The organism is Bradyrhizobium liaoningense, assembly GCF_018130785.1.
GTDB classification, from domain to species: Bacteria; Pseudomonadota; Alphaproteobacteria; order Rhizobiales; family Xanthobacteraceae; genus Bradyrhizobium; species Bradyrhizobium liaoningense_A.
In genome coordinates, this window is sequence record NZ_JAFCJT010000004.1 from 170,607 (window position 1) to 182,402 (window position 11,796).

At 64.3% G+C, this 11,796-nt stretch carries 12 protein-coding genes; 4 read left to right on the forward strand and 8 right to left on the reverse strand.

The window, feature by feature from the left end; genetic code table 11:
• The first annotated feature begins 32 nt into the window (after positions 1-32).
• Complete coding sequence (locus JQ627_RS13085; protein WP_212484617.1) at positions 33-1,280, forward strand: glycosyltransferase family 87 protein; 1,248 nt, start codon at positions 33-35, stop codon at positions 1,278-1,280.
• A gap of 5 nt (positions 1,281-1,285) precedes the next feature.
• On the opposite strand, the gene JQ627_RS13090 is transcribed toward JQ627_RS13085, so the two are convergent.
• Positions 1,286-2,167, reverse strand: coding sequence for a DMT family transporter (locus JQ627_RS13090; RefSeq protein WP_212484618.1), 882 nt, complete (start codon positions 2,165-2,167; stop codon positions 1,286-1,288).
• Positions 2,168-2,313: 146 nt separating this feature from the next.
• Between JQ627_RS13090 and JQ627_RS13095 the strand changes: the two genes are divergently transcribed.
• The 3 genes from JQ627_RS13095 to JQ627_RS13105 all read left to right on the forward strand — a co-directional run bounded on the left by JQ627_RS13095 (position 2,314) and on the right by JQ627_RS13105 (position 3,593).
• Entirely contained in the window at positions 2,314-2,535 is a 222-nt protein-coding gene (locus JQ627_RS13095; protein ID WP_028159220.1) for a dodecin, read from the forward strand.
• Positions 2,536-2,561: 26 nt separating this feature from the next.
• A complete protein-coding gene (locus tag JQ627_RS13100) occupies positions 2,562-2,843 on the forward strand; it encodes a helix-turn-helix domain-containing protein (protein ID WP_249143063.1) in 282 nt (93 codons plus the stop codon).
• A gap of 87 nt (positions 2,844-2,930) precedes the next feature.
• Positions 2,931-3,593, forward strand: a complete 663-nt coding sequence (locus tag JQ627_RS13105; RefSeq protein WP_249143064.1) for an HAD family phosphatase — start codon at positions 2,931-2,933, stop codon at positions 3,591-3,593.
• Between the two features lie 377 nt (positions 3,594-3,970).
• Here JQ627_RS13105 and JQ627_RS13110 read toward each other — a convergent pair whose 3' ends face one another.
• From JQ627_RS13110 to JQ627_RS13140, 7 genes are all read right to left on the reverse strand, one after another.
• On the reverse strand, positions 3,971-5,869 hold the full coding sequence (locus tag JQ627_RS13110; protein ID WP_212484816.1) for a TRAP transporter large permease subunit: 1,899 nt from the start codon (positions 5,867-5,869) through the stop codon (positions 3,971-3,973).
• Positions 5,869-6,537 carry a TRAP transporter small permease subunit gene (locus JQ627_RS13115; RefSeq protein ID WP_028159213.1) on the reverse strand — a complete coding sequence of 223 codons (669 nt, stop codon included), beginning with the start codon at positions 6,535-6,537 and terminating at the stop codon, positions 5,869-5,871. Before JQ627_RS13115 ends, JQ627_RS13110 begins: the two co-directional genes overlap by 1 nt.
• Before the next feature lie 82 nt (positions 6,538-6,619).
• Positions 6,620-7,756, reverse strand: a complete 1,137-nt coding sequence (locus JQ627_RS13120; protein ID WP_028159212.1) for a TRAP transporter substrate-binding protein — start codon at positions 7,754-7,756, stop codon at positions 6,620-6,622.
• 223 nt (positions 7,757-7,979) lie between these two features.
• Entirely contained in the window at positions 7,980-8,948 is a 969-nt protein-coding gene (locus JQ627_RS13125; protein WP_212484620.1) for an ABC transporter ATP-binding protein, read from the reverse strand.
• Positions 8,945-9,940 (reverse strand): ABC transporter ATP-binding protein, encoded by a 996-nt coding sequence (locus JQ627_RS13130; RefSeq protein WP_212484621.1) that lies wholly within the window; start codon positions 9,938-9,940, stop codon positions 8,945-8,947. Before JQ627_RS13130 ends, JQ627_RS13125 begins: the two co-directional genes overlap by 4 nt.
• Positions 9,940-10,857: an ABC transporter permease gene (locus tag JQ627_RS13135; RefSeq protein ID WP_212484622.1), complete on the reverse strand. Its 918-nt coding sequence runs from the start codon at positions 10,855-10,857 to the stop codon at positions 9,940-9,942. The genes JQ627_RS13130 and JQ627_RS13135 overlap by 1 nt, the downstream gene beginning before the upstream one ends.
• Positions 10,823-11,782, reverse strand: coding sequence for an ABC transporter permease (locus tag JQ627_RS13140; RefSeq protein WP_212484623.1), 960 nt, complete (start codon positions 11,780-11,782; stop codon positions 10,823-10,825). The genes JQ627_RS13135 and JQ627_RS13140 overlap by 35 nt, the downstream gene beginning before the upstream one ends.
• Between the last annotated feature and the right edge of the window lie 14 nt (positions 11,783-11,796).

Consider the following 11,796-nt stretch of genomic DNA (forward strand, 5'->3'; position numbering starts at 1 on the left):
CCGCCGATCCGTCAGGTCCAAGGTCGTCGCTCATGTTTGCCGAGACGCTGGAAGCGGTTCAGTCCTCGCCGTCGAAGCGGACTGCCTATGTCCGCTTCGTGCTGGCGGCGCTGGCGGCGATCGCCGTCTTCAAGGCCTTCTGGTTCGCACGCTTCGGCGGCTGGACGGATCGCGAGCTCGCCGATTTCGATGCCTTCCACATCGTCGCGCAGCACGTCTGGCGCGGTGATCTCGACCAAGTCTATCATTTCGATGCCCTGCTGAAGATGCAGATGGAGGCGGCCGGCGGCGCCACCGGCTTCATGCCCTGGACCTATCCGCCGCAATACGACCTCCTGCTCGCGCCGTTCGCATTCCTGCCGGTCGGCATCGGCTATCTCCTGTTCACCGCCGCGACACTTGCGCTCTATCTCGTGACGCTGCGGGCTATCGCCGGCCGGAATTTCGCGCAGGTGCTGGTGATCCTGTTTCCGGCGATGGCGATCACCATCGGCTGCGGGCAGAACGGCTTTCTGACGGGGGCGCTGATCGGGCTCGTTTGCCTCAACGTGCAGCGCCGGCAGCTGTTGGCCGGCCTCGCGCTCGGCGCCATGGTGATCAAGCCGCATCTTGCGATTGCCGCCGCCGTCTATCTGCTGGTGACGCGGCGCTGGATTGCGCTCGGAACGGCCGCGGCTGTCGTCATGGCGAGCTCACTACTCTGCACGCTCCTCTTCGGTTGGCAGATCTGGTTCGCGTGGCTCGGGGCGATCAGGGAATCGGCGAGCTATCTCGAGCAGGGCTTCTATCCACTCTTTCGCATGATCTCGACCTATGCGGCGCTGTACAAGGCCGGCTTTCCCGCAAGCGCCGCCTTCTGGGGACAGACGGCCGTTGCCGGGCTGGCCTTGTTCGCCGTCCTTCTCGGTGCAGCGCGGGGCGCTTCACACGCCTTCACGCTCGGCGCCGCCGTGATGGTATCCGTGATGATCAGCCCCTATGCGTATGATTACGATCTGCCGATGCTCGGGATCGGTCTGGCCCTGATGCTGCCCGATCTCGCCAGGATGGCGAGCCCGCGCGAGCGGAGCGTCATATACGGACTGATCCTGTTCGCCGGAGCCTATGGGCTGTTGCAGTCGGCGCGGCTCGCGGTGCAATTCGGGCAGAAGGCCGATCCCGATCAACATTTCGCGCCCGCCCTGGGCGGCTTCGCCCTGATGGCGCTCCTGGTCCTGCTGCTGCGGCTGCTGTGGCGCGGGACGCAGCCGGCGCCCATCCTGTCGCAGCCCGCGGAATAACGTCTCTAGGCCCGCTGCAACGCCAGCGTCACGCCGCCGAGCGTGAGCGCCATCGCCGCCCATTCGCGCAGGCCCAGCGGCTCGCCCAGGATGATCGCGGCGGAGACGACGCCGATCACGGGGACGATCAGCATGCCGGTCGAGGCCGAGGTCGGCGGCAGGCGGCGCAATGTCTCGAACCAGGTGACGTAGCAGACGCCCATCGGCACCAGCGTCATATAGACGAAGCAGCCGAGTCCCAGCGGGGAGATCGCGGTGACATCGGGATGCTCGAACAGGATGCCGAGGATCAGCATCGTGGCGCAGCCGAGCCCAACCTGCCATGCGACGACCACAAGCGGCGGCATCGGCAGCGGCTTGCGATTGAGCACATTGCCGAGCGCGAACAGGATGGCGCAGAGCAGCGCGAGCGCGATGCCGAGCAGTTTGTCTGCGCCGAACGCAAAGCCGTGGCCGCCGAGGAGCAGCGCGACACCGGCGACACCGAGGGCGAGACCCAAAATATCCCGCATGGTCGGCCGCGTACCCAGCACCGGCCAGGCGAACAGCATGGCCCAGATCGGCATTGTATAGGCGAGCAGAGCCCCCTCGCTCACGGTCACATATTTCATCGCGACCGTGCCGAGCCCCATCCAGGCAAGGACGTTGGTGAGAGCCGCAAACAACAGCCGCGGAATCGCCTCGCGCGGAACGGCGAAAGATTCTTTTCGGCTTAGTGCCAGCGCGCCGAGAATGAGCGAGGCGCAGACGCCGGCCAGCCCGCGCGCGAACAGCGGCGGCCATTGCTGGAGCAGCAGCTTCATCAATGGCCAGTTCAGCGCCCAGCCGAACGCGGTCACACCGAGGCATAGAGAGCCGATCGTCCTGTCGCGCCGCGCCGAATCCATGAACAGCGCTTAGCAGGCGGGTGGGACGCACTCCACCTCGCCTGGCGCATGCGGGCCATGGCGGACGATGGAACCCGGAACGCCGGTACCCGTTCAAATGGGAGCGGGTGGCGGTGGTGCCGCAACGCAAACGAGGGAGACGTACCATGCCCACAGCCGAAACGGATCACGTCTACAAGATCCTGGAGCTGGTCGGATCATCCGAAACCTCCATCGAGGATGCGATCAAGAACGCGATCAGCCGCGCCGCCAAGACCGTTCGCGAGATGAAATGGTTCGAGGTGGTGCAGACACGCGGTCACATCGAGAATGGCGCCGTCCGCCACTACCAGGTGACGCTGCGCGTCGGCTTCACGCTGGTCGGCTGACGCGGCGGACGGCGCGCGAAACCGGCATGGCCGCGGCGGCGTGGTTAACATCCGACGATGAGAGTCAGCGGCTCAATCTCGCTTTCCGGCAGCTGATATCGCCGTCCGCGGAGGACACGCGGCTGATCGACCTTGCCGTCGGCATGCGCTTCAGCAGCGATTCCACCTTCATTCGCGCATTCCGCCGCAAGTTCGGCTTGACGCCGGGCGAACTGAGGGAGCTGGCCGACAATTGGCTCCGCGAGACCGGTGCAGTCCCGACCATCGGCACGGTGCTGCATCAACTGGCCCGCCGCCGCACCTCGTAGCCATGAAACTGCCACGCTCGACACCTGTGTCGCAACGTTCGGCCTTTGCGCCCGGATTTGTCGCCCACGTTCCGGTGGGATATGACCTTGAGCACGGCCGGACGTTTCGGCCCGGCCGGGAGCGTTGCCGTGCCTGACGAGATCAAGCTTGTCCTCTTCGACTTGGACAATGTCCTCTGCGAATACGACAGAGGCAGGCGCGTCGCTTTTCTGGCGGAGCTTGCGGGCACCACCAATGAATTCGTCTACAAGGCGATCTGGGAGACCGGATTCGAGCTGCTCGGCGACTCCGGCGCGCTCGATGCAGCCGACTATTTGCGGGGATTTGGCGAGCGCATCGGCTATCCCCTGTCCCTCGACGAGTGGGTCGAGGCGCGGCGCCGTTCGATGCAGGCCGATCGCGCGATGCTGGAGATTGTCCGCCGCCTGCGTGAAACCGTCGATATTGCAATCCTGACCAACAATACCACGCTGGTCTCCGACCATATCGAAAAGCTGCTGCCGGAATTGCGCCCGCTGTTCGGCTCCGGAATCTACACCTCGGCCCAGTTCAAGGCGGCGAAGCCGGACCCGCGCTGCTATCGGCTCTGCCTGTCGGAGCTGCAGGCGACACCGGAGACCGTCCTGTTCGTCGACGATCTCATGGCCAACGTTGCCGGCGCGCGTGAGGCGGGGCTGTTCGCGCATCGCCACACGTCGATGGAGGCGTTCAGGCAGGCCCTCTCGGAATATGGCCTGCTTCATGGATGAATATGCGTAACATCGTAACGTCGGTGAAGGCGTCCAGGCAGGCTCGGCCCGGGCGCGATCACCTGTCGTGGTTGGGGACCCATTCCTCCGCGGTCGAGTCCCAATGATGGGTATCGTCGAAGTGCCGCCACGGGGCCCGCTGTGGTTTGGGCTCAGCGGGCTCTTTGCGCGGTTGGGGCATGAGCGCGCCAAGCCTCATCGTCCAGTCACGGGCGCTCTGTTCCCAGTACGACCCGTTGAAGGGTGTCAGCATCGGGGCCTCCTTCAAGCAAGAAGCCTGGCCATTCTAGCACCATCGGAGGCATGTGGTGTAAGATGGTTCACAGTCCGAAATGAGTTTTTCCGCCCACTCCTTCGCCCAAGGGGCGGCCCGATGCTCAACTTCCGTACAGATAGTTCGGCAGCCACAGCGTCAGGCCCGGCCAGATGTACATGAACACCATGCAGAGGATCACGATCAGCATGTAGGGCATCATGCCGGAGAAGATCTGGTTGAGCGTGACGTGCTTTGGCGCCACGCCCTTCAGATAGAAGGCCGACATCGCCACGGGCGGCGACAGGAATGCAGCCTGGAGGTTGACGAAGACCAGCACGCCCCACAGGATCGGATCGATGTTGAAGTGCTTCAGCATCGGCAGGAAGATCGGCACGAAGATCACGATGATCTCGGTCCATTCCAACGGCCAGCCGAGCAGGAAGATGATCGCCTGCGACAGGATCATGAACTGGACCGGCGACATGTTGAGCGAGAGCACCCACCTTTCGAGTAGCGCCTGGCCGCCGAGGATCGCGAACACCGCCGAGAACAGCGCCGAGCCCACGAAAAGCCAGCACACCATCGAGGTGGTCTTGGCGGTCAGGAACACCGCCTCCTTGGTGCGCTTCCAGTCCAGCGTCCTGGCCTGGAACGCGAGCAGGAAGGCGCCGGCCGCACCCACTGCCGCCGATTCTGTCGCGGTGGTGATGCCGAACAGGATCACGGCGAGCACGACCACCGTCAGGATGCCGAGGGGCATCACGGACATGACCAGGAGCCGCAGCACCTCGAACTGCTCGGCCTCCATGGTCCAGTAATAATAGAGGAGCATGAGCGCGCAGATACCGGCGACGACGGCAAAGTAAGTATAGAACTCGGGCGGCGGTCCGGACTCCGTGGGCGCGGCCGTGGTCTTGCCCCGCAGCTCGGCACTGCCCATTTGCTGGAGCACCTCGGGCTCGTTCGGCGTGGCCCTCTCCGACCGGCTGGCGGCGCCGCCGAGCTCCTCGAGCTTTTCTTCGGCGCTCTCCTGCTCCTGGGCGCCCGCGCCGAGCGGCTGGAGCGTCTCCTCTGCGCGCGGCTGTTGCTGCGTTGCGGCCGCGACCGGCGTTTGAATGTCAGCCTGCTGGTGGATCACGACATACCACCAGGCGGCCCAGAGCGTTGCGAGCGTGAGGACCAGCGGCACCAGCGCATAACCGAGACTCCTCACCAGCGTCAAATAGGTGACGCGGGCGCCATCGACGCCGGCATTGACGATCCTGGCAGGCGCCAGCAGCGCCGCAACGAGCGCCGGCAGCACTTTGCGCGAATAGGCTTGCTGCAGCGTGACGATCCACGGACGGACCGGAACCTTGACTTCGCTTTCGGGAAGCTTCGGCGCAATCTTCGGATTGAGGAGTGCCCAGCCGACGATGTAGACGAGATAGAGGAAGGCCAGGAAGAAGCCAGGAAACATCGCCGCCGCGTAGAGCTTCACCACCGACTGTCCGGCCACGGCCGCGTAGACGATGATCATCACCGAGGGCGGAATCAGGATGCCGAGCGTGCCGCCGGCGGTGATGACGCCGGAGGCGAGCTTGACGTCATAGCCGGCCTTCAGCATCGGATTGAAGGCGATGACGCCCATCAATACCACGACCGCGCCGACGAGCCCGCTTGCGATGCCCCAGAACGTGCAGACAATCAGCGTCGCCACCGCGAGCGAAGCAGGCAAGCGGCGGAAGGCGAGCTGGATCGAGTAGAACATCTTGTCGACCAGCGCGCCGCGCTCCATGACGTAGCCCATCAGCACGAACAGAGGGATCGAGATCAGGACGTCGTTGGTCATCGCACCATAGGTGCGCTGAACCATCAGGTCGAAGATGTGGTTGTCGCCCCAGGCTTCGCCCGCCCGGTGATAGGCGAAGAAGCCGAAGAACATGCCGAGCCCCATCAGGGTGAAGGCGGTCGGAAAGCCCATCATGATCACGACCACGATGAGGGCGAGCATCAAGAGTCCGAGTGCCGGATCGCTGATCATCCCTGCAGGTCTCCGCCCATGCCGCGCTGCCGCGCGCTTTCCTCGATGTCCTGTGCGCGTGCGATCGCGGCCTTCCGCGCCTCTTCGTCGACATGTTCGCTGTGCGCAAGCTGCTCCTCGATGACGTCGATTTCGGAGACATCGGCGAGCCGGCTCGGCCAGGTCCCCGTCTTGAGACAGAGCACGCAGCGGGCGATTTCGGCTGCCCCCTGCAGCAGCACCAGAGCGCCCGCGAGCGGAATCATGAACTTGAAGTGGTAGACCGGCGGCCCTTCGGCGGTGACATTGGAATGCTCGTTGATGCGCCAGGAATCCAGCGCATAGTCCCATCCCGCATAGACCAGCGCGGCGATGCCGGGCAGGAAGAACGCGAAGTACAGCACGAGGTCGAGGCTCGCCTGGGTGCGCGGCCGCATCGAAGAGTAGAGGAAGTCGCCACGAACATGGGCGTTCTGGGCCAGCGTATAGGCGCCCGCGACCATGAACAGGGTGCCATACAGCATGTTCGAGGCGTCGAAGATCCAGGCGGTCGGCATGTTGAGGATGTAGCGCTTGAAGACCTCGGCGCAGACCAGTGCCATCAGGCCCACGACCAGCCAGGCCGCGATCTTGCCGGTCCACGTGCTGATCGCGTCAATGGTGTACAGAAAGCGCTGCGCATTCATTGCGTTGCCACCGCCAATCCTAGAAGACGAGCGCCATCCGGGTTGCGGTCCCGGATGACGCTTCGATCGTGCGATGAGCCGGCTAGCTCTTCTTCTTGGCGTTCGGACCAAAATAGTGGGTATAGGCCATGCGGCGGCTGACCACCGTATCCTGCTCCCACTGCGTCGCCCGCTTGGCGAAGGCCAGTTGCGATTCGATGATCTCCTTGAACAGCGGGTTCTCTGCCGACTTCTTCTCGGCCACCTGGTCGAACACCTCCAACTGCTTCTGGAGGATCGTGTCCGGCGTCTTGTAGAACTTGACCTTGTCCTTGGTCTGCAGCTCCTCGTAGTCCCTGGAGTAGCGGTCGATCGCCTTCCAGGCCATGTCCTGGCCGGCCGCGTCGACAGCATTGGCGATGATCGCCCTCATCTTCTCCGGCAGCGCGTCGAACTTGGTCTTGTTGAATAAGATCTCGAACTGCTCGGCGTTCTGGTGGTAGCTCTGGAGCATGCAGATCTTGGAAACATCCGGGAAGCCGAGGACGCGATCGGATGTGGCGTTGTTGAATTCGGCCGCGTCCAGGAGGCCACGGTCCATCGCCGAAACGATCTCACCACCCGGCAACGCGTTGACCGCTGCGCCGAGGCCAGTGAACACGTCGATGGAGATGCCGACGGTGCGGAATTTCAGGCCCTGGAAATCCTCCACCTTGGTCATCGGCTTCTTGTACCAGCCGAGCGGCTGGGTCGGCATCGGCCCGTATGGGAACGAGACGACGTTGGCGCCGATCGAGGCGTAGAGCTTCTCGAGGAGCTCCTTGCCGCCGCCATAGCGGTGCCAGGCGAGCAGCATGTTGGCATCCATGGCATAGCCCGGACCCGAGCCCCACAGCGCCAGCGCGTTCTGCTTGCCATAGTGATAGGCGAGCACGCCGTGCCCGCCGTCGAGCGTGCCCTTCGACACCGCATCCAGCAGGCCGAAGGCCGGCACCACGGCGCCGGCGGGAAGCACCTCGATCTTGAGGTCGCCGCCGGTCATGTCGTTGACCTTCTTGGCATAGTCGAGCGCGTATTCGTGGAAGATGTCCTTGGCCGGCCAGGTGCTCTGCCAACGCATGCTGATCGGCCCCTGCGCCAGCGCGATGGTTGGCGCGGCGACAGTGGCGGCCGCCCCTGCTGCGGCCGTCCTGAGAAAACGGCGACGCGTCGACGCGCCGTCCTTGCTCGTCTTCGTCATGATGTCCTCCCTCAGCGCGATCCGTGACGGATCGCCCCTTTTTTTGTAAGGAGAAGACAAGGACTTGCGCCGGACTTTGGCAAGAAAGTTCCTGACGATGCGACGCTACGACGCGGCGGGCGTGCAGGACGCCGCCAACTCGCCTGTTCGAATTATTCCCCGCCTGTCGGATTAAATTAAGCGGCAGCGTAAAGGCGCCTGCTGCGCTTGGCGCTCTGCACCATTACGCCAAGTGGCACGCCACGAAGTGCCCGCCCGCCCCTTCCCTCAGCTCGGGCGCGCTTTCCGCGCAGCGCGGCTGGGCGATCGGACAGCGGGTGTGGAAGTGGCAGCCAGATGGCGGCTTCATCGGGCTCGGCACGTCGCCCTTGAGGCGAATGCGTTCACGCTTGAGCTTGGGATCGGGCACCGGCACCGCCGACAACAGCGCCCTGGTGTAGGGATGCTGCGGATTGCGATAGAGATCGCTCGCTTTCGCCAGTTCGACGATCCGCCCGAGATACATCACGGCGACGCGGTCGGAAATGTGCTCGACCACCGACAGGTCGTGCGCGACGAACAGATAGGTGAGGTTCAGCTCGGCCTGGAGATCCTCCAGCAGATTGATCACCTGCGCCTGGATCGACACGTCGAGCGCGGATACCGGCTCGTCGCAGACGATCAGCTTCGGCTCGACCGCGAGCGCCCGCGCGATCACGATGCGCTGGCGTTGGCCGCCGGAGAACTCGTGCGGATAGCGACGCATGTGCTCGGCCTTGAGACCGACTTTCACCAGGAGGCCCGCGACGCGCTCCTCGCGCTCCTTGGCCGAGGACGTGAGATTGTGGATGGTGAAGGCCTCGCCGAGGATCGCACCGACCGTCATGCGCGGATTGAGCGAGGCGAAGGGATCCTGGAACACGAGCTGCATGTTCCGCCGCATCGCGCGCAGATCGGTGCCGCTGAGCCGGCGCACGTCCTGGCCGTCGAACACGACCTCGCCGTCGGTCGGCTCGATCAGGCGCAGCACGCAGCGACCCGTCGTGGACTTGCCGCAGCCGGATTCGCCGACGAGGCCGAGCGTCTCGCCGCGATTGACCGAGAACGAGACCCCGTCGACCGCATAGACGCTGCCGACCTGGCGCGACAGCAGGCCGCCGAGCACGGGGAAATATTTCTTCAGGCCGCTGACGCGGAGCAAGGGCTCGGTCATGCCGTGCCTCCCAACTGCGTATCTCCGAGGTGACAAGCCATGCGATGGCCGGGCGCGATCTCGCGCAGCAGCGGCTCCTTCTCGGTGCAGACGTTCATGGCAAACTTGCAGCGCGGGGCGAAGCGGCAACCGACCGGCGGATTGATCAGGATCGGCACCGAGCCGCCGATCGCTTCGAGCCGGGTTTTGTGCTCGCTGTCGAGATCGATGCGCGGGATCGAGCGGATCAGGCCCTGCGTATAAGGATGACGGGGATCGCCGAAGAGGTCGTCGACGGGCGCTTCCTCCACTACCTTGCCGGCATACATCACGACGACGCGCTGCGCGGTCTCGGCGACGACGCCCATGGCGTGGGTGATCAGCATCACCGCCATGCCGAACCGCTCCTTCATGTCCTGCAAGAGGTCGAGGATCTGCGCCTGGATGGTGACGTCGAGCGCGGTGGTGGGCTCGTCGGCGATGATCAGCTTCGGCCTGCAGGCGAGCGCCATCGCGATCATCACGCGCTGGCGCATGCCGCCTGAGAACTGGTGCGGATAGTTGTGCACGCGGCCTTCGGCGTTGGGGATCTGCACCAGCTTCAGCATCTCGATGGTGCGCTCGAGCGCCTGCTTCTTCGTCACCGCTTCATGCCGGCGCAGGCTCTCGGCGATCTGCTCGCCGATGGTGAGCACCGGATTGAGCGAGGTCATCGGCTCCTGGAAGATGAAGCCGATCTCCTTGGCCCGGATATCGTCGAGCTGACTGCTCGTCAGCGGCACGAGATCGCGGCCCTCGAAGATGATCTGGCCGGCCGCGATGCGGCCCGGCGGCATGGCGATCAGCTTCAGGATCGACATCGCGGTCACGGTCTTGCCGCAGCCGGATTCGCCGACGACACAGAGCGTCTCGCCCTTGTTGATGGAGATGTCGACGCCGTCGACGGCCTGCAGGATGCCGTCGTCGGTCGAGAAGTGGGTTTTCAGCCCCTTGATTTCCAGCAACGGTGCCATCAGATCACCCGTCGCGCATCGAGCGCGTCACGCAAGCCGTCGCCGATGAAGTTGATGGCGACCACCGCGATGAAGATCGCGCCGCCCGGGAACAGCGCCCAGTGCGGGCCGATGTCGAGGAAATCCTTGGCGTCGAACAAGAGCCGGCCCCACGTTGGCGTATCCGGCGGGAAGCCAAGGCCGAGGAAGGACAGCGTCGATTCCGCGATGATGGCGGCAGCGACGTCGATGGTGCCGGCGATGATCACCGGACCGAGCGCATTGGGCAGGATGTGCCGCACCACCTGGCGCACCGGACTTGCGCCGAGCGCACGGGCGGCCTCGACGAACTCCTTCTCGCGGATCGACAGGAACTGCGCACGCACCAGCCGCGCGACAGGCATCCAGCGCAAGCCGCCGATCACGAGCACGATCAGGATGAAGATGCCGCCCTCGGGACCGAACATCTGCTTCAGCCCGTCGCGGAAAAGGTAGATCAGCAGCAGCAGCAGCGGCAGTTGCGGCAGGGACAGGAAGAGGTCGGTGAGCCACATCAGGCCGTGGCCGAGCGCGCCGCGCGACATGCCGGCAAGCGCGCCGATCAGCACACCGATAAAGACCGAGACCAGCATCGCGGCAAGGCCGACCGCAAGCGAGATGCGCCCGCCATAGATCATGCGGGCAAGGATGTCCTGCCCGAGATCGTCGGTGCCGAAGGGATGGGCAAGCGACGGCCCCTGCATGCCTGCCACGATATCGATGTCGTCGATCTTGACCCGCCAGACGAAGGGGCCGGCCACCACCGCCACGATCAGAATGAGGAGCAGAAAGGCACTGACCACGGCAAGCTTGTGGCGGCTATAGCGCCGCCACATCTCGCGCCAGGGCGAGTAGACGCGCCGCTCAACGGAGGGAGATGCGAGGGTCAAGCCAGCCATAAAGGACGTCCGCGATGAGATTGAACAGCACAACGAGGCACGCGAAGACGAAGGTGACGGCCATCACCACCGGCGTGTCGTTGGAAAGGATGGAGGAGATGAGCAGCGAGCCGATGCCGGGGATGCGGAATATCTGCTCGGTGACGATGGCGCCGCCGAACACGGCCGGCATCTGCAACGCAATCAGGGTAACGACCGGGATCATGGCGTTGCGCATGACGTGCTTGACGATGACCTTGGCCTGCCCGAGGCCCTTGGCGCGGGCGGTGGTGACGTAGTCGAGCCGGATCACGTCGAGCATCGCCGAGCGAACGAAACGCGTCATCGATGCTGCCTGAAACAGACCGAGCACCGCCACCGGCATGATCGCCTGCCGGATCATCTCCAGCACCCAATGGATGCCGGTGCCCTTGATGTCGGTCGTATAGACGAAAGGCAGCCAGTCCAGCGTGACCGAGAAGATCAGGATGAACAGGATGCCGGTGAAGAAGGTCGGCAGCGAGAAGCCGACGAAGGCGAGCGTGTTGGCGATCTGGTCGAACAGCGAATAGGGTTTTGTCGCCGCATAGACCCCGACCGGGATCGCAACCAGGAGCGCCAGAATCTGCGCCGAACCGATCACGTAGAGCGTCGCGGGCAGACGCTGGAGGATCAGCGTGTCGACGTTCATCCGGCTGACGAAGGAGAAACCCCAGTCGCCGTGCAGCATGGCGTTGAGCCAGTGCAGGTAACGGAGGTAGATCGGATCGTCGAGGCCGAACTTCGCCCGAAGCGCGGCCTGCACTTCGGGCGGGACGTTCGGATTCGTCGCCAATTCCGAGAACGGATCGCCTGGCGCAAGCGCCAGCACGACGAACAGCACGACCGAGATTCCGAGAAGACTCGGAATCGCGATCAGGAGGCGACGCAGGACGTACTGACTCATAGGGAAAGACCCCG